The 17641-nt window shown below is 59.9% G+C and carries 14 protein-coding genes and 5 pseudogenes; 14 read left to right on the top strand and 5 right to left on the bottom strand.

The genetic code is table 11. From position 1 onward, the window contains the following. Position 1 precedes the first annotated feature (1 nt). From MF410_RS00895 to MF410_RS00850, 10 genes and pseudogenes are all read left to right on the top strand, one after another. Positions 2-2457 (top strand): annotated as a pseudogene (locus MF410_RS00895) (conjugal transfer protein TrbE). After that, on the top strand, positions 2429-3232 hold the full coding sequence (gene trbJ, locus MF410_RS00890) for a P-type conjugative transfer protein TrbJ (protein ID WP_064843797.1): 804 nt from the start codon (positions 2429-2431) through the stop codon (positions 3230-3232). Before MF410_RS00895 ends, trbJ begins: the two are co-directional and overlap by 29 nt. Beyond that, entirely contained in the window at positions 3229-3429 is a 201-nt protein-coding gene (trbK, locus tag MF410_RS00885) for an entry exclusion protein TrbK (protein ID WP_081284279.1), read from the top strand. The genes trbJ and trbK overlap by 4 nt, the downstream gene beginning before the upstream one ends. Beyond that, on the top strand, positions 3423-4604 hold the full coding sequence (gene trbL / locus MF410_RS00880) for a P-type conjugative transfer protein TrbL (protein ID WP_088395896.1): 1182 nt from the start codon (positions 3423-3425) through the stop codon (positions 4602-4604). The genes trbK and trbL overlap by 7 nt, the downstream gene beginning before the upstream one ends. A 20-nt stretch (positions 4605-4624) precedes the next feature. After that, complete coding sequence (locus tag MF410_RS00875; protein WP_088395895.1) at positions 4625-5287, top strand: conjugal transfer protein TrbF; 663 nt, start codon at positions 4625-4627, stop codon at positions 5285-5287. 17 nt (positions 5288-5304) lie between these two features. Beyond that, positions 5305-6117, top strand: a complete 813-nt coding sequence (gene trbG, locus MF410_RS00870; RefSeq protein WP_088395894.1) for a P-type conjugative transfer protein TrbG — start codon at positions 5305-5307, stop codon at positions 6115-6117. A 2-nt stretch (positions 6118-6119) separates the two neighbouring features. Then, positions 6120-6560 carry a conjugal transfer protein TrbH gene (gene trbH, locus MF410_RS00865; protein WP_088395893.1) on the top strand — a complete coding sequence of 147 codons (441 nt, stop codon included), beginning with the start codon at positions 6120-6122 and terminating at the stop codon, positions 6558-6560. An 11-nt stretch (positions 6561-6571) separates the two neighbouring features. Beyond that, positions 6572-7866, top strand: a pseudogene (gene trbI / locus MF410_RS00860) (IncP-type conjugal transfer protein TrbI). 170 nt (positions 7867-8036) lie between these two features. Beyond that, a complete protein-coding gene (locus MF410_RS00855) occupies positions 8037-8777 on the top strand; it encodes a LuxR family transcriptional regulator (RefSeq protein WP_096764645.1) in 741 nt (246 codons plus the stop codon). Positions 8778-8856: 79 nt separating this feature from the next. Next, the gene (locus tag MF410_RS00850) at positions 8857-9561 is read left to right on the top strand and encodes an autoinducer binding domain-containing protein (RefSeq protein WP_088395890.1); all 705 of its coding nucleotides are present in this window, start codon (positions 8857-8859) and stop codon (positions 9559-9561) included. A 3-nt stretch (positions 9562-9564) separates the two neighbouring features. On the opposite strand, the gene MF410_RS00845 is transcribed toward MF410_RS00850, so the two are convergent. Further along, a complete protein-coding gene (locus tag MF410_RS00845) occupies positions 9565-9885 on the bottom strand; it encodes a transcriptional repressor TraM (protein WP_088395889.1) in 321 nt (106 codons plus the stop codon). Positions 9886-10113: 228 nt separating this feature from the next. On the opposite strand from MF410_RS00845, the gene MF410_RS00840 reads away from it, so the two are divergent. From MF410_RS00840 to MF410_RS00830, 3 genes and pseudogenes are all read left to right on the top strand, one after another. Then, positions 10114-10335, top strand: a complete 222-nt coding sequence (locus MF410_RS00840; RefSeq protein WP_088395888.1) for a helix-turn-helix transcriptional regulator — start codon at positions 10114-10116, stop codon at positions 10333-10335. A gap of 101 nt (positions 10336-10436) precedes the next feature. Then, positions 10437-11069 (top strand): DUF433 domain-containing protein, encoded by a 633-nt coding sequence (locus MF410_RS00835; RefSeq protein WP_088395887.1) that lies wholly within the window; start codon positions 10437-10439, stop codon positions 11067-11069. After that, a pseudogene (locus MF410_RS00830) lies at positions 11066-11444 on the top strand (DUF5615 family PIN-like protein). Before MF410_RS00835 ends, MF410_RS00830 begins: the two are co-directional and overlap by 4 nt. A gap of 16 nt (positions 11445-11460) precedes the next feature. Here MF410_RS00830 and MF410_RS00825 read toward each other — a convergent pair. The 4 genes and pseudogenes from MF410_RS00825 to traA all read right to left on the bottom strand — a co-directional run bounded on the left by MF410_RS00825 (position 11461) and on the right by traA (position 17101). Then, a pseudogene (locus MF410_RS00825) lies at positions 11461-12056 on the bottom strand (TraH family protein). Positions 12057-12072: 16 nt separating this feature from the next. Continuing rightward, positions 12073-13236: a conjugal transfer protein TraB gene (locus MF410_RS00820; protein ID WP_088395885.1), complete on the bottom strand. Its 1164-nt coding sequence runs from the start codon at positions 13234-13236 to the stop codon at positions 12073-12075. Further along, complete coding sequence (gene traF / locus MF410_RS00815) at positions 13226-13792, bottom strand: conjugative transfer signal peptidase TraF (RefSeq protein WP_239619759.1); 567 nt, start codon at positions 13790-13792, stop codon at positions 13226-13228. The genes MF410_RS00820 and traF overlap by 11 nt, the downstream gene beginning before the upstream one ends. Further along, positions 13789-17101, bottom strand: a pseudogene (gene traA, locus MF410_RS00810) (Ti-type conjugative transfer relaxase TraA). The gene traF and the pseudogene traA overlap by 4 nt, the downstream one beginning before the upstream one ends. A gap of 240 nt (positions 17102-17341) precedes the next feature. Here traA and traC point away from each other — a divergent pair. Beyond that, positions 17342-17638: a conjugal transfer protein TraC gene (gene traC / locus MF410_RS00805; protein ID WP_088395915.1), complete on the top strand. Its 297-nt coding sequence runs from the start codon at positions 17342-17344 to the stop codon at positions 17636-17638. Positions 17639-17641: the final 3 nt, after the last annotated feature.

The raw sequence follows: 17641 nt of genomic DNA, 5'->3' as shown, positions 1-17641 counted from the left end.
CATGGTAGCTCTCAAACGCTTCCGGGTGACCGGCCCATCCTTTGCCGATCTCGTTCCCTACGCCGGCCTCGTCGACAATGGTGTCCTCCTGTTGAAGGACGGAAGCCTGATGGCCGGCTGGTATTTCGCTGGCCCGGACTCCGAAAGCGCGACCGACCTCGAGCGCAACGAGCTGTCGAGGCAGATCAATGCCGTTCTGTCACGGCTTGGAAGTGGCTGGATGATCCAGGTCGAGGCCATCCGCATTCCGACGGTCGACTATCCCTCGGAAGACCGTTGCCATTTCCCTGACCCGGTGACCCGTGCGATCGATGTCGAGCGCCGGGCGCATTTCGCACGCGAGCAGGGGCATTTCGAGAGCAAGCATGCGCTGATCCTTACCTACCGGCCGCTCGAGTCCAGGAAGACTGCTCTCAGCAAATACATCTACTCGGATGAGGAAAGCCGGAAGAAATCCTACGCGGACACTGTGCTCTTCGTGTTCAAGAACGCGGTGCGAGAGCTTGAGCAGTATTTTGCCAACACACTTTCGATCCGACGAATGGAAACCCGCGAAACGGTCGAAAGGGGAGGGGAGAGGATTGCCCGATATGACGAGCTCCTCCAGTTCGCCCGATTCTGCACCACCGGGGAAAGCCATCCAATCCGGCTTCCCGATGTTCCCATGTATCTCGACTGGATCGCCACCGCAGAGCTCGAACACGGGCTGACGCCAAAAGTCGAAAACCGTTTCCTCGGCGTCGTTGCGATCGATGGTCTGCCGGCCGAAAGCTGGCCGGGCATTCTGAACAGCCTAGACCTGATGCCGCTGACCTACCGATGGTCATCGCGCTTCATCTTTCTCGATGCCGAGGAGGCCCGACAGAAGCTCGAACGCACACGCAAGAAATGGCAACAGAAAGTTCGGCCGTTCTTCGACCAGATATTCCAGACACAAAGTCGATCCGTCGACCAGGACGCCATGACCATGGTGGCCGAGACTGAGGACGCCATCGCGCAGGCCTCATCGCAGCTGGTTGCCTATGGCTATTACACACCGGTCGTCGTGCTGTTCGACAGCGATCGCGAAGCACTCCAGGAGAAGGCCGAAGCGATCCGCCGGCTGATCCAGGCGGAAGGTTTCGGGGCGCGGATCGAAACGCTCAACGCCACTGACGCCTATCTCGGTAGCTTGCCAGGCAACTGGTATTGCAACATCCGTGAGCCGCTGATCAACACCAGCAATCTCGCCGACTTGATTCCGCTGAACTCCGTCTGGTCCGGAAATCCGGTCTCCCCATGCCCCTTTTACCCACCGAATTCCCCGCCCTTGATGCAGGTCGCGAGCGGCTCGACAGCGTTCCGTCTGAACCTGCACGTCGATGATGTCGGCCACACGCTGATCTTCGGGCCGACCGGTTCAGGCAAGTCTACTTTGCTCGCCCTGATCGCGGCACAGTTTCGCCGGTACGAAAATGCGCAGATCTTCGCCTTTGACAAAGGCAGTTCACTTCTGCCCCTGACGCATGCAGCCGGCGGCGATCTCTATGAGATCGGTGGTGACAGTGCGGAGGGAGAAAGGGCGTTGGCCTTTTGCCCCTTGTCCGAACTCAAAAGTGACGCCGACCGGGCGTGGGCGACAGAATGGATCGAGATGCTGGTCGGCCTGCAGGGTGTCACCATCACCCCCGATCATCGTAACGCCATCTCTCGGCAGATCGGCCTGATGGCGAGCGCATCCGGTCGGTCGCTGTCTGATTTCGTCAGCGGCGTGCAGCTGCGCGAGATCAAGGACGCACTGCATCACTACACCGTCGATGGTCCAATGGGCCAGCTTCTCGATGGGGAAGAGGACGGCCTCACGCTCGGCGCCTTCCAGACCTTCGAGACCGAACAACTGATGAACATGGGTGAGCGAAATCTCGTGCCAGTGCTGACCTACCTGTTCCGTCGAATTGAGAAGCGTTTGGATGGGTCCCCAGTCTGATCGTGCTCGACGAGGCGTGGCTGATGCTCGGCCATCCTGTATTCCGCGACAAGATTCGCGAGTGGCTGAAGGTGCTGCGCAAGGCGAATTGCGCTGTCGTTCTTGCGACCCAATCGATCTCCGATGCCGAACGGTCCGGGATTATCGACGTGCTGAAGGAATCCTGCCCGACCAAGATTTGCCTTCCGAATGGCGCCGCCCGTGAGTCGGGCACGCGAGAATTCTACGAGAGCATCGGCTTCAACGAGCGACAGATCGAGATCGTCGCTACCGCCATGCCGAAGCGCGAATACTACGTCGCCACGCCAGAAGGCCGGCGGCTCTTCGACATGTCGCTTGGGCCAGTCGCCCTGAGCTTCGTCGGCGCGTCGGGCAAAGAGGACCTCAAACGCATCCGCGCGCTGAAATCCGAACATGGCCGCGACTGGCCGATCCACTGGCTTGAAACGAGAGGAGTTCACGATGCCGCATCGCTACTCAAGTACGAATAGATGGCTTGCCCGCTTGGCGGCCGCCGCTCTCGTGATCGGAGCTGCAGGCTCAGTGCAAGCCGGTACAGCCACCGGCGCTGCGACCGAATGGACGCAGCTCGCCAACAATGCGCAGCTCGTGGATCTCATGAAAAGCTCCGGCATCCAGGTCGACAATCAACTGACCCAGATCAGCCAGCTTGCAGAGCAGATCCAGAACCAGCTGAAGATCTACGAGAACATGCTGCAAAACACTGCGCAGCTTCCTCACCATGTCTGGGGTCAGGTCGAAAGCGATCTCAACCAGCTGCGCAGTATCGTCGACCAGGGACAGGGCATCGCCTTTTCGATGGGGAATGCGGACGACGTTCTTCAGCAGCGCTTTCAGAGTTATGCCGATCTCAAGACGAATTTGCCGGACAACGCAACGTTCTCCTCGACCTACCAGTCCTGGTCGAACACCAACCGCGACACAATCGCCAGCTCGCTGAAAGCGGCGAGCCTCACGGCCGACCAGTTCGATAGCGAGGAAGATTCGATGTCGTCGTTGAGGTCGATGTCCGAAACGGCTGACGGGCAGATGAAGGCCTTGCAGGTCGGCCACGAGATCGCCGCCCAGCAAGTCGCGCAAATGCAGAAGCTTCGCGGTCTCGTCTCCCAACAGATGACAATGATGGGAACCTGGCTTCAGACGGAACAGACCGACAAGGACCTGGCGCAGGCGCGGCGGGAAAAGTTCTTCAACGCGGAGGTCAAGAGCGTTCCGGAAGGCCAGAAAATGGAACCGCGATGGTGAGCCGCCCCGTCCTGATTGCCTTGCTGGTGGCTGCCGCCGCTGCATCGTCTGCAGCGACTGTGCTAATCCTCAATTCGCGAAACACAGGAATAACTGCGCTAACCGAGGAGCAGCGCGCCGTCCGGGAAAAATTCTTCGGCTCCGACAAGGAACTGCCGCCGATCAAGGAAGGCCAGGAGATGCGCCCGAGATGGTGAAGGTAACTGTTGCGCGTTCGTTCCTGATTACAGGCCTCTTCTTCCTCGCCTATGCAGTTCCCGCATTTGCGCAGGAGGGACAGGTCCTCACGGAACTGGAAAACCAGGTCTCGTCCGCTGCGAAGGGGTGGGAGACCACCATCATGGAGGCGGCGAAATCCCTATTCTGGATTCTCGCAACGATCGAGATCGGCATTGCCGCCGTCTGGTTGGCGATACAGTCAGCTTCACTGGACAGCTGGTTCGCCGAACTGGTGCGGCGGATCATGTTCATCGGGTTCTTCGCATTCGTTCTGACCCAAGGTCCGACCTTTGCGCGAGCAGTAGTCGACAGCCTTTTCCAGATTGGCGCCGGCGGGGGTTCAGCTTCGCCCGCTGAAGTGTTCGATGCAGGCATCCGCGTCGCCTCCCAAATGTCGCAACAAGCACAGTTCGGGGTGTTCGAAGACAATGCGCTCGCGATTGCCGCCGTTCTCGCCATGGGCATCGTTGTCATCTGCTTCTCGCTGGTTGCGGCTATTTTCGTGTCGGTCATGGTCGAAATGTATGTCGGCTTGCTCGCCGGCATGATCATGCTCGGACTGGGCGGCTCTTCCTTCACGAAAGACTTTGCTGTTCGCTACCTCGTCTATGCCTTCGGCGTCGGCATGAAGCTCATGGCCTTGGTGATGATCGCCAAGATCGGATCGAACGTGCTGCTCGGCCTCGCTCAAGCTCCGACTGCCTCGTCAGATCAGTTCGTCACCACCTTGGCCATCGCCGGTATTTCCGTCGTGGTCTTCATTATCGCCATGTATGTCCCGAACATCATTCAAGGCGTTGTCCAGGGCGCATCGGTTTCCGGAGGAATGGAAGCGATCCGCCACGGCGGGCAGGCGGCCTCTTTCGCCGCGGGCGCTGGCTTCCTCGCTGCCGGCGCTGCCGGCGCGGGCTTTGCGGCCGCTCAAGCCGCACGAGCTGGCGGTTCATCCGTCGCTGGTGCCGCTCTACGGGGGATAGGTGCAGGCTTCGGTTCCGGCGCGCAAGCAGCCGGATCGGCCGCGAAGGAAAAGGCGATCGGTTCGCCCGGCGCCTATGCGGGGTCCATTCTCGGACTGGCCAACGCCAAGCTCGATCAACAGCGCGGCGGTCATAGCGGACCGAAACCTCCTCCCGAACGCAACGACAAACCGTAATCGAGACAAGGGAAGAATAAATGGCAGCGAACCGCGCCCCGGAAAACCCGTATCTTGCCGCCCGCCAGGAATGGAGCGAACGTTATGGCTCCTATGTGAAGGCCGCAGCCGCATGGCGCATTGTCGGTGTCCTCGGCCTGGTCATGGCCGTCATCGGCTTCAGCTACGCGATGTATCTGAGCACGCAAGTGAGGCTCGTGCCTTACATCGTCGAGGTCGACAAGCTCGGAGCCGCAGTCACGGCAGGCTTTCCCGAGCAGATCGAGTATGCCGATGTCCGCGTGGTGCGCGCCACACTCGGCAACTTCGTCACAAGCTTTCGCTCGATCACGCCGGATGCGGTGGTGCAGAAGCAATATATCGACCGCACCTACGCCCTTCTTCGCACCTCCGACCCGTCAACCGAGAAGGTCAACGCCTGGTTTCGAGGCAATTCTCCATTCGAGAAGGCGAAGTCCTCGACCGTTGCCATCGAGGTCAACAACATCGTCGCGCTCTCGAACCAGACCTATCAGATCGACTGGACGGAATACGAGCGGGACCGCAAGGGCAAGGAAACCGGCACACGCCGTTTCCGCGGGATCGCAACGGTGACGCTCACCGCGCCACAGGATGAGGCGACGATTCGCCTCAATCCGATCGGCCTCTACGTCCGGGATTTTGACTGGACGGGACAGCTTTAAGGGCAGGGATTCTTTCAATGAAAAAAACGGGATTGATCGCAGCCGCCGGCTGCATGGCCGGACTCTTGCTTGCGGCGGGCGCGCAGGCGCAAAGCATGACGACGAATGAGGTCAGGGGAACAAATCTTTCCAGAAAGTGGCGTGGCACGCCGGGACTGGTTACGACAGGTCCGGACGGCAAGGTGATCTTTCTGTTCGGCGAGACCCAGCCGTCCGTCGTCTGCTCGCCGCTGCAGGTCTGCGACATCGAACTTCAGGGTGGCGAGATCGTCCGCGACGTCCTCGTCGGCGACACCGTGCGCTGGAAGGTAGAGCCTGCGACGTCGGGAGCGACAGGCGGGCAGGCCATCCACCTGATCGTCAAACCCTCCGAACCTGGGCTCGTTACCTCGATGGTCGTGACGACATCGCGGCGCACCTATCATATCCAGCTCAAGTCCCACCCCAGCCAGTACATGGCGCGCGTTGGGTTCGAATATCCGGAAGACGTGTCGACCAAGCTCGCCGACATCAACGCCCGTCTCGAAACCGGTGGCATTCCGGGCGCCGCGCCGGACAAGCTGAATTTTTCCTATTCGATCAGCGGCAGTGCTTCTTGGAAACCGAAACGGGTCTATTCGGACGGGGTGAAGACCTACATCCAGTTCCCGAAATCGATCTCCGGCGAGGACGCGCCGGTGCTCTTCGTCGTCTCCGGCGGTCAAAATCGCATCGTCAATTATCGGATGAAGAACGACGTGATGACCGTCGACTATGCGATCGACAAGGCGATCCTCGTTTCCGGCGTCGGTTGGCGGCAACAGAAGATCAGGATCCGGAGGGGAGGCTGACCATGCGGAGGCTTCTCGCGTTTTTCATCGCGGTCGCGCTGCTCTCCGGCTGCCAAACGGCGGGCGACGCACTGACCACCAGTTCCACGCCTGTGGCCGTCACCGGACCGGCTGCAAGCGCCATCGCCGGCGACATGGCAAGTCGCCTGGCTGAACAGATCGGCCCGGCCGGTGCTACGAACACGATCAAAATGGAAAAGGATACGTCTGAATTCGCGACCGCCCTTGAGGCGGCCCTGAAAGGGTGGGGCTATACAGTCGCCACCGACGGCAAAACGGCCAAAGACGTCAAGCCGGTCGAACTTGATTATGCAATCGAGGGCTTCGACGGGCAGGTGCTGGTGCGGCTCTCGACGCCTTCCATCGCTCTTGGCCGCGCCTATACGCCGACAGAGGCCGGCGCCACGCCGGCCAGTCCGCTTTCGATCATGCAGCGCAATTGACGGAGACAAACATGGTCCAGTCGCTCCAGCTTGGCACGCCCAGCCAAGCCGACGATCAGAATGGCATGCGCCGGCTCAACCGCCTGCCGATCATCGTCGCCATCATCGTCATCGTGCTATTCATCGGCGTCGTCGTGATTGGTCTATCGCTGCGGGGGCTCTCCTTCAATCGTGGCGACATCGAGGGTGCTTCCAACACACCGGCGACGACTTTCGGGGACCAACTCAAGCGGGGTGTCACGGATGGCATTATCGGTGAACCAGAAAAGCAGGAGGTGTTTCAGCCGACACCCGTCGTGGTGGAAAAAAGGAGACGCAGGAACCGGTCGTCGAGCGCCGACCTGAGGAGAGACAAGACCGTCGCCAAAGGCTCGAGTCAGAGGAAGAGTGGAAGGCTCGCCTGAAACGGGAGGAGGATGAACAATATATGCGCGAGGCCCAGCGCCAACGGATGGCACGTCTCCAGGCTCGCGCGACGGCGCTCGAATCGCCGTTGCAGGTAGACATCTCCGACGTCGAGAAGGCCGCAAACTCCACCAACGACACCGGCCGTCAGCCGACAAATATCGCAGCAAACAGCGCGTCAGACCTTTATGCCGCCGCCATGAAATCCGGCCTGATGGGACAGAACGTCGATCAGAACGGGCAGACGTCGAAGGAGGACTTTTTCAATCAGGACATCAAGGATCTCGGCTACCTGCCGAACCAGGTCGTGCCGCAGATGTCGCCGTATGAGCTGAAGCGTGGCTCAGTCATTCCCGCCACCTTGATCACCGGCCTCAACTCCGACCTGCCGGGGCGCATCAGCGCGCAGGTCAGCCAGAACGTCTATGACAGCGCCACCGGCTATCGGCTCCTGATCCCGCAGGGTGCCAAGCTCTTTGGCCGTTACGATTCCAAAGTCTCGTTCGGCCAGGAGCGTGTCCTCGTGGTCTGGACCGACCTGATCTTTCCTAATGGATCGACCCTGCAGATCGGCGGCATGGCCGGCACGGACGCCGAGGGATATGGCGGCTTCAAGGACAAGGTCGATCGGCATCTCTGGCGCACCTGGAGCTCGGCAGCACTCGTCGCGTTGATCGGAACTGGGATCGACATGTCGATGCCGGAGAGTTCGACGATTGCGACGCAGGACACGGCGTCCGATGCGGCTAGGCGGAATTTCGCGGAAAGCTTCGGGCGCGTCGCGGAGCAGACGATCTCGAAGAACCTCAATGTCCAGCCGACGATCCAAATCCGCCCGGGCTACAAATTCAACGTGCTCGTCGATCAGGATATTATTTTTCCGCAAGCTTATCGACGGTAGCAACTGTGATGAATTCTCTTATCACTGCACATGCTCCAAAAATACTCGCGACGATAGCGGCTTCCACAGTATATGGGCTTTTTCCGCCCTTAGGGGTTGCATTTAGCGACTGGCTCGGCGATTCTGGGGTCACTAACCCGCAAACGATAATGACTGTTACGGAAAGAAGCATGCAGGAAAACGAGCATTCGCCAACCTATCCCAACGCTTTCAGCGCGATGAAAAATGCGGCGACAGTGGCGTCCGCTTTGGATGAATTCCAATCGCACTATCCCATTGATTTCGTCACATTCCATCTTGCGAGGACAATCGTCGATAGCGTTGACGCGCCATTTGTACGAACCACCTATCCCGATAGCTGGGTTTCGCGCTATCTGCTTAACGACTACATAAACGTCGATCCAATCATTCGAGAGGGTTTTTCTCGACAGCTGCCTTTCGATTGGCGCGAGATTGATATTGCCGAGACCGCGCAGGAGTTCATGGTCGATGCCGAGCTGCACGGAATCGGGAGCAACGGGGTCTCTATCCCGATTGTTGACAAATCGCGTCGTTCGCTCCTTTCGATCAACTCCCAGAAGAGCGATGATGAGTGGGCGTTCATCGAGCGCCAATTTTTACCGGAGTGGCTTGAGCTCGGATTCCTTCTGCACCGCAAAGCAGTGTTCGAACTCCACGGAGAGAATGATCCCGTGCCTGCGCTAGGATCACGGGAAATCGAGTGCCTTCATTGGGCCTCGCGCGGTAAAGATAGCAAGGACATTGGCAAGATTCTGGGATTATCCGAGCATACGACGCGCGGCTACCTGAAATCGGCACGCTATAAGCTGGGTTGCCCCACATTGTCGGCCGCCATAGCCCATGCAGTACACCTGAACCTCATCACTCCTCATCTGGGTACCCCAACCTAGGGGTATCAGTCCGGGGGATTTATCTCCGCGCATTCCCGCTGCATGTTCGGACAGCCCGACGAACAGAGGGAGAGTGGGATTGAACGACGCGTTGAGGAATTTGATCGATACGATAGAGGCGTCGCAAGATGAGGTAGCGATCAAAACAGCGTTGCGTAACTACGGCAATGCATTCGGGCTTGAGCGATATGCTTATGTCGACGCGTCAGGCACCGAAATTCGCACCTTCAACAACTATCCAAAAGAATGGCAAGAAACATATTTAGCCAATCATTATTCACGCATCGATCCAGTCGTAACTGAAGCCAGGCGCCGACGCGAGGCCTTTGTCTGGACCGCAGATGATTGGCCGGCTCGAGGCATGTCCCAACTTCGAAAGTTCCGAGATCAGGCGTTCGATCACGGGATCCGTCGCGGCGTCACAATCGGGCTGAACGGCAGTTTCGGTTCACACATGATGCTGACGTTTGCAACATCGGAGGCACGAACAGATTTCCATGAATTGCAGCAAACACTTCCAGCTTTGCAGGCTTTGATGGTCATTCACTACCAATTGAGGTTCATCGCTGCGAAGATGCGCCTCGCCCCAAAGCAAACGCTGTCACCGCGTGAAGTGATGTGCCTTATGTGGGCGACGAAGGGAAAGACCGCACCCGAGACGGCGGTGCTCACCGGCATCAATGCTAGAACCGTGCAACACTATCTCGACAAGGCGCGTGAAAAGTTTGACGCCCAGTCCGTGCCGCAGCTCGTCGCAATTGCCAAGGATCGCGGCTTGGTCTGACGTTTATCCGTCACTCTCAAGTGGCACGTCCGGAACGTAGCCGAGCGCGTCCAGGATTTTCGAGAGTTCCTCTTGCTGGTTCTCGGACTTCTTCTGGCGCGCGATGTGTTCGTTTTGAAGGGCTTGAAGCACCGAACCGGAGATCGACGGGTCGTCACTGGCGAGAACCCACTCGTCATATACGGCTTGATCGGCTGCGAGGAGCCGACGGTGTTCGCGGATCGCCGAAACAGCCAGCGTCTCCAAATCCGATTTTCGCGCTGAACTGTAACGAAGTTGTCTTCCATTTTTGTCGTCTGCGCCGGATGAGCTGGCGTCCTTCATCCCCGTCTCCTCAAATTGCATACTGTGACGTCAAGACCCGAGGCCGCATACGCTCGCGATTAAATACCAGATCGTCACAGGATGGGAGGGAGTTCGTATTTTGAGCGGCTCAGCACTCGCGCGAAACTAACTTTCTGACGCTGCTGCATCATCTTGATTCGTCAACGGAATGTCTTTGTAGAGAATACTCCGTGGTGAAATACTCTACAAGCCGATGCTCTCTCGATCATGGAGATTCGAGAGGTATTTGCACGAAATCTGAAAGCCGCGCGGCTGGCCAAAGGCCTATCGCAAGAAGAGCTTGCTTTTCGAGCAGATATCGATCGCACTTACATCAGCTCCCTCGAGCGCAGCGTCTACAATGCGAGCATCGATGTGGTGGACCGCTTAGCAGCGATTTTGGAAGTAGAAGCATCTGATCTGCTGAAGCGGCCGCCGGAGAAGAAGTGACCCCTCCTTACTGGTCTGACGGGTCCCTGGTATCGAGAAGCTCCGTCAATCTTTACGGGCGATGTCAGCTGCATTATATATTCTCCACAAGGAGAATGATTATGACCGACACCTCACACGCCTACACGCCCGCCGAGGCCGCGGCTGTCAGCGAGATCGCTGTGAAGTCAGTGCACAATGCGATCGACAAGCGGATCATCGCGACGCATCTCATTGGCAGCCGGGGTCGAGCGCTCACCGATGAGGATCTGCTTCGGTTGAAGCTCTGGTACGGCGTCGGATCGATCTTGTCTGCCGAGCGCCGCAAGCGCTTATTCGATACGATCGACCAGAACCCGCATGCCGAAACTGTTAGGGCAGACGACTATCTCATTATCGACGTTGCGCGGGCACGAGAACAATTGGCCGCGCGGGCCGAGGCGCTTCGAGAGGCCGAACGAATGATTGAAAGCGTGAAAGGGGTCGTGGGCGGCGAGCCGGTGTTCAAGCGAACCCGTGTTCCCGTGCGAACGATTGCCGCGATGAAGACCCAGGGCGCAAGTACCGCGGAAATCGTCGAGGGTTATCCTGCGGTCACCGAGCGTATGGTGGACCTTGCCGAGATCTGGGCTGCGGCCCATCCCGGCAGGGGCCGGCCGCGGAAGCTTTCGGAACAGGGCCTGACGGTGAAATCCGTGAAGCGTCTGCGATTTCGAAACGACAGCGCTCCCAAACCCTCCGGCTCGACCTCGTGAAGTTCCTTATCGATGAATGCCTCCACACATCGCTTGTGGCCGTAGCGCAAGCGCATGGCCACGATTGTTTTCATGTGAACTGGCTGGGACTGAGCGGCGAAACCGACTGGGATCTGATGCCTCGGATCATCGAGGAGGATTTCACGTTCGTGACGAACAACGCCCGCGACTTCCGGAAGCTGTACGCGAAAGAGGAATTGCATGCGGGCCTGGTGATCATTGTCCCGCAGGTGCTTCCCGCGCAGCAACGAGAATTGTTTGCCCCTCATACTGCAGGATTTGGCGGGAGAGCAGGCTATGGTCAACGAAGTCATCGAAGTGACCCTCGATGGCGAGGACGCTGTTCTCACGCGCTATTCGCTTCCGGAGGCTTAGCGGCCTTCATTTGGCATCATTTGCCCCCAATCCTCGACAGGTCAATCCGCATCTCCGCTGATCCGACGCTTTCGGCATCTGTATCCGCAGGCGGCAGGTCGACGGTGGCCTTGTCCTGGTGTGCAGGCAACACGTTGTCGATCGTGACGCTTTTCCCAGGATCTTCCGCCTGAAAAACGCTCACCCCTCGAACTCTCCGGTCTTCCAGGCATAGACCGCATCGTCGAAGATCTGCGGGAAGACATCGTCGTTCTTCGGATTGCCGTACCACTTGGCGACAATCCGCAAGACCTTGGCAAACATAGCCGTTCCCTTGCGGAGGTTTTCGCAAGGATCGACGAGATCGGGCTTCAGATCAGCCGCGTCCTTCACACCGACGCCAGCCGGAAACTGCGTCAGGCCGACACGCACCACCGCCTGGCCGACATACTGCCGGACGATCGCCATCGCCTCATCCTGCGTTGTCGCCTTCGGAACGAGGATCAATCGGCCACCTGATTTGACGGTGACGGCGAGCGGACCATTTGCGCCCGCCGCGGTCACGAACTGCTCGACGATTGCGGGCTTCAAAGAGGGGTCGGCGCATTGTTGGATGAGAGCGGCGTCGAGCATCAGGTCTCCATGGCATTCAGGTGTTGAAGGAGAAAACGACGGGTTTGTCGAACAGACGCGCCCAAGCGTTTGTGCTGGCGCGCTGGATAGCCACGATGGACGTCCCCTTGGTCCACCAACCGTTGCCGACGGCAATGACGACGTCCGGATCGTGGAGCATGGATTGGAGAAGGGGCCAGACGATCAGTTGCTCGTAGCAGATCAGGGGTGCGGCCCGCCTGTAGGCAATTGTCGCGACCGGGTTCGCGAAGAAATGCGCTCGCGCTCCGCCGCTCTGACCGAGGAGGGGCCGCCAAGGCTGCCACATCGAACCTGGCACCGGCATGCGCTCGCGATAAAGGAGGCGAGCCCCGTCGCTGGAGATGGCGATCAGAACATTGTCGTATCCGCCTGCATCTACGACAGCGGCGCCGGCGATAACGGTGGCGTCAGTTGCCTGCAAAGCTCGCACCCATAGCCGCTCGACGGTCGGCGTCCAGAAGCCAAGAGCGCTTTCGGGAAGAACAATCGAGCGGGCGCCGCCCGATGCCCGATCCGTGACCGTGGCAATCAGATCACGGTAACGCTGCAAGCTAGTGTCGCGCCCCAACGACGCTCCCATTTCGAGATCGACCCCCTGCCAACCTTGGGGTAGCGTCGATTCGTCCCAGGTTGCGGCGGACCCGATCCAAAAGCCTGCCAGGACGATCGCGACAGCTCGCCACATGCGGGTTACGAGGCCCATGAGGCCGGCTGTCACGGCAACCAGCCCCCACCATCCCCATCCTGGAAACAGCACGCCCGCGGCCGTGATCGGATGAGCCCAGCCGGTGATGCCGAATGGCGGAATGGCCATCAGAGCCGCTGCCAGGAAATAGTGACACGGACGAGCACCCGTCTCCTTCGTCCAGAGGACGGTGTACACGATGACGAAGCCGGTGGACGCACAGAGCCAGAGCAATAATCCAGGCCAGAGGTCAGACGAATAGAAGGTGGCTACGCCCTGCGGCAGACCGCGTGACGCAGCGAGAAAATAGCCGGCCGAGACAAACGCGGCCGTCAGCCTCGTTCGCGCAAGCGCCCAGAGAACCGGAAACGCGAGCGCGACCGGGAGAAGGAGGACATGTCCACTCCATCCCACCGTCCCGGCGACGATTGAAACGGCCATCAATGCGGTTGGCTGGAGGTGCTCACGGCGCATAGGTGAGCACCGGTTGCGCCAGACCGAGGATTCCGGAGGCGGGCAGGGGGCCGAAATAGCGGGAGTCATAGGAGCTCCTGAACGGTGAATGGAGAAAGACGCTTTCGTCGGGCACGACGCCGCCGGGAAATGGCTTCATCGACCGGCCATTGCCGTCCCGCTCTGCCAGATCGGAAAATGGGATTGGATGCCCATCGATTGTCACTCGGGCGCCGATTTGAACATGCTGCCCGGGGACTGCGACGACGGTCTTGATGAGCGGCGCTACGCCGCCCGGGCAGGTGCCGGAGCGGAGATAACCACGCTCTCTCGCCGCCATCATCACCGCAGTTTGCGGAGGGCAAATGAAGACAAGGTCTCCGGCAGCGGCCGGGCGATCGAGCGCCACGATCCGCCAGAGGCCGAGGGGTTCGCTCGGTGTCAGGTTGATGCGGAAACCGCCGACGATTGCGGCAGCAACACCGCTGCCAACGATGGATGCCGCCAAGGCCAAGAGCACGACTGCATGCGCCCTTCGAGCGCGTCGCGTCCCAAACGCAAACACGGATGTCTTCATTTGAGCGAGAGCCCCTGGCTCTTCGTCTGACGCAGGGTCTCCGCTTGCTTCAGCGCCTCGGTCGTGCGCTCATGAGCGGCGAGTTGCTGCACCGTCCGCATCGAATTCCACGCCGATTGCACCTCCGTCTTCTGTCCGGCCGTCATTCCCGAAGTGACGGCACTGAAGGTCTGTCCATTGGGTTCCTTCGCGGCAAGCGACAGGAAGGTTCGCTCGCCGAACCGCTCCGATACCGCCTTGGCGAAACCCTCCAGTTCCGCCTTCACCATTTTGTCGGCGAGCGCGTATTCGAGACCGGCGGGCAGGTCGTTCCGGTCGATCGCATCGCGAACGCGTTCCAATGTTTGTTTTGCGTTTGGCGACAGTGCGGGAATATCGATCGAGACCTTCAGCCGGACGGCACGTTCTTCGACCTCGAACTTGCGTTCCGCCTCCGCCCGCTGGCGCAGATAGCGCTCCAAATTTCGGGCCAGCGCCGGCGCATTGGTCCCAGCCTTCTCGCGCTCCTGTCTGTCGGAGCGGCTGGCGAGGATCCCGGTCTTGCCCTTCAGCGCGCCGAAGCTTTCGGGCTCCGACCCAAGCTTGGCCAACGTGGATTTCTGGGCGGTCTCGTCCTTCAGCATTGCATCGACATTGACTGCCTTGAACGCGCTTTCCGGCTGGGCGTAAACGAGGTGGAAGCGGGTCGAGACCTCCTCCCATTGCTTCTTCAATCCTGGATCGGCGGCGATCTTGTCCTCGATCGCCTGGTCGACCGATTTGGCGAAGGTTGTGATGCCCGAGACCATCGGCTTTGCCTCCTTGGTGTTGTTTTGGGTTGGGGACTGCGCGGCGCCGCGGATGAGGCCGAGCTTGCCGGCGACGGCGGCAAGGCGAGCGCCGAGATTGGCAAGTTTTTGCTTTTGGCTGACGACCCATTCCAGCCGGTCGCGAACCAGGGTTCGGGCGACGTTGACCAGATGCAGACCGCGTGCTTCGGCAAAACGAAGCGCCTCGCGGTAGAAGTCACTTTTCTCGTAATCGAGAAGTCGTTTCCTTCGCGTTCCTTCGCGACAAGATCGGGATCAACCCACCGTTCTTCGCGAAGGATCTACGGCCGTAGTAGACGGTCAGGTCCTCACGATGACGGGTCATGGCGACATAGGTGAGATGGCGATCGAGCGAAAGGGAAGCGAGCACCTTGACCTGGTCGACCGTCGCGCCCTGGCTCTTGTGGATGGTCGTGGCATAGCCGTGATCGAGGTTGTTGTAGAAGCGCTGTTCGACCAGCACCTGGCGAGCATTCTCCCTCTCGCCGATCCGCGCGGTGATGCGTCCTGGTCCCGTCTCGACGACCTTGGCCAGCATGCCGTTCTTGACGCCGAGCGATCCCTCGTTCTTCAGGAAAACGATCTGATCGCCGACGGCGAAGTTGCGTCCGCCATCGGCGGTCTTGAACATGGTTCCCTGGTCGAGAACCCCGCGTTCGATAAGCTTGATGCGCGCCATTTGGTTGAGCATGCGCACGTCGCGGCGCAGATGAGCGAGGATAAGCGACGTCTTTGCCGGATCGTAATCGCGGTCCCAGGCAGCGATCAGGTTGTCGACTGCGTCGGCTTTCAGGTCCGATCCTATTATCTTGCCATTGGCACGGTAGGCGTCGACCGCCCGGCCGACCTTACCGCGCGCGAGATCGAGCGAGGCATAGCGCATCCATTGCTGGCGCTGGCGATAGATCGTTTCGAGTTCGGCATAGCCGATGCGATCGGCGATGGCGCGGAAGGCAGCCCCAGCCTCGATCGGTTGAAGCTGTTCGGGATCGCCGACGAGAACGAGCTTGGCACCGGCTTTCGTCACCGCTTCGACGAACAGCGCCATCTGCCTAGATGACACCATGCCGGCCTCGTCGAGAACGAACACCGTCTTGCCATCGAGCTGGTCACGGCCCTGGTTCCAGCGAAGGTCCCACGATGCAAGGGTCCGAGAGATGATGCCCGCTTCCTTCTCCAGGCCCTCGGCCGCCTTGCCGGCAAGTGCTGCGCCGACGACCCGATAACCGGCCGCTTCCCATGCCTCCCGCGCCGCCTTCATCATCGTCGTCTTGCCGGCGCCGGCGCGGCCGATCACGGCGGCGATCCGCTCAGGTCCCGCCACATGTTCGATCGCGGTCCTCTGCTCGTCAGATAGACGTTCATGACGCTCGAATGTCGCTGCCAGCACTGCGTCGCGAACGCCATGCGAAGAGCGCTGAGACAGCCAGATGGCGCGATTGGCCATCTCGGCTTCGAGCCGGATCATGTCGCGCGTCGTGTACTTGGCGGGCACTCGGATACCGGTGGCAAGGTCGATCCGCTCGCGCTCGATGCGGAAGGTTTCGGGGTGCAGAATGATCCGTACCATAAGGCTTTGGAACAGATCCGCGTCGTCGACGTAGCGGTGGAGGTTCTTAGCCACGTCGCGCTCGTCGAAGACGCTCTTCTCACGCGTGATCAGGTCGAGCACGAGCTTCGGATTATGGTCGATTCGTCTCGCGTTCTCGGCCCTGCGAGCCTCCTGCAGTTCGAGGCGTTCGAGCTCGACCGGGTCGGACGCACCATCTGATTTTCGCTCGATCGCCTTCGTGCCGACGCCGAGATGGATAGTCGGCTCGAGTTCAATCCCTTGCTTCTCGAAGGAGCGGCCATCGACGTAAATGTCGAGGCCGGCGAGCGCCAGGTGCCTGTTCTGGCAGGCAAACCAGCCGTCGCGAAACGCGTTGAAATCGTCGATGCTTCCGGCCCAAAGCTCATAGACGATTTTGCCGGCGTCGTTGCGGATCGGATTGCCGTCCGGTCCTGTTACCGGGACCTTCTTGGCTCCAAAACCGTCCGCGGTCAGCGGCCGCAAGGTCGTCATGAGATGAACATGCGGATTGCCGGGCGCATCATGGTAGACCCAGTCGGCCACCATGCCCTTCGCCGTGATGTACTGCTCGACGAAATCCCGCACCAGCGCGATGTTCTGCTTGGGCGTCAGCTCGACCGGCAAGGCGATCGTCACATCCTTGGCGAGCTGCGCGTCGGAGCGCTTCTCGAAATCTTCGACCTTGTTCCAGAAAGCCTCGGAAGCGCCGGACACCGAACGATCGGCAATCATCGAGCGCAGCCATTGCGGCGCGTCGGCGGGAATGACGAACTCCTCATGGAGCAATCCCTGCTTGCGGGTGTAATCGATCGTGCGGGCCTCGCGCTCGAACTCCATCTTGGCGCAATGCCGGTAGGCCGCTGACAGCACGGCGCTGCGGCCTGAGCCGCGGGCGACGACGCTGACGGAGAAATGGGGGACGGCCACGGCGGAACTCTTTCAACAGGTTCTGTCCAAGAGCGGCAGGCCCGCTAGGGGCCTCAAGCAAGGACGTCGCACCAGCGACGTATAATTGCGCCCTTCGGATCCGCTCCTTCGGAACGGCCGGGATCATTCACGAAAGCATCGCCCTTGGCGATTGTAGGATTCACAGTAGTGCGTTCCGCACTCACCTCCGGGACATTGGGTACGAAAGACAAGCTTTCTCACCCAAGGGAGTTAGACGGAATGAAGAAGCCATCCTCGAAAATCCGCGACGAAATCGCCAAGCTCCAGGAGCAGCTCAAGGCCGCCGAGACCCGTGAGGCAGAGCGCATCGGCCGGATCGCCCTCAAGGCTGGACTTGGCGACATCGAGATCGACGAGGCGGAGCTGCAGGGCGCCTTCGAGGATCTGGCCAAACGGTTTCGCGGAGGAAAGGCCGCGACGACCGGAGGGAAGAGGGGAGCTGACGTCGGCGAAAGCAGCGCACCGTCCACGCAGAACCCGTCTGTCGCGCCTGCGGGCGGGACTGCTGAGGCTTGAGCG

Source organism: Rhizobium sp. C104 (assembly GCF_022354505.1).
Taxonomy (GTDB): Bacteria; Pseudomonadota; Alphaproteobacteria; order Rhizobiales; family Rhizobiaceae; genus Rhizobium; species Rhizobium redzepovicii.
The sequence above is the reverse complement of the archived record's forward strand: the minus strand, read 5'-3'. Positions and strand labels throughout refer to the sequence as shown.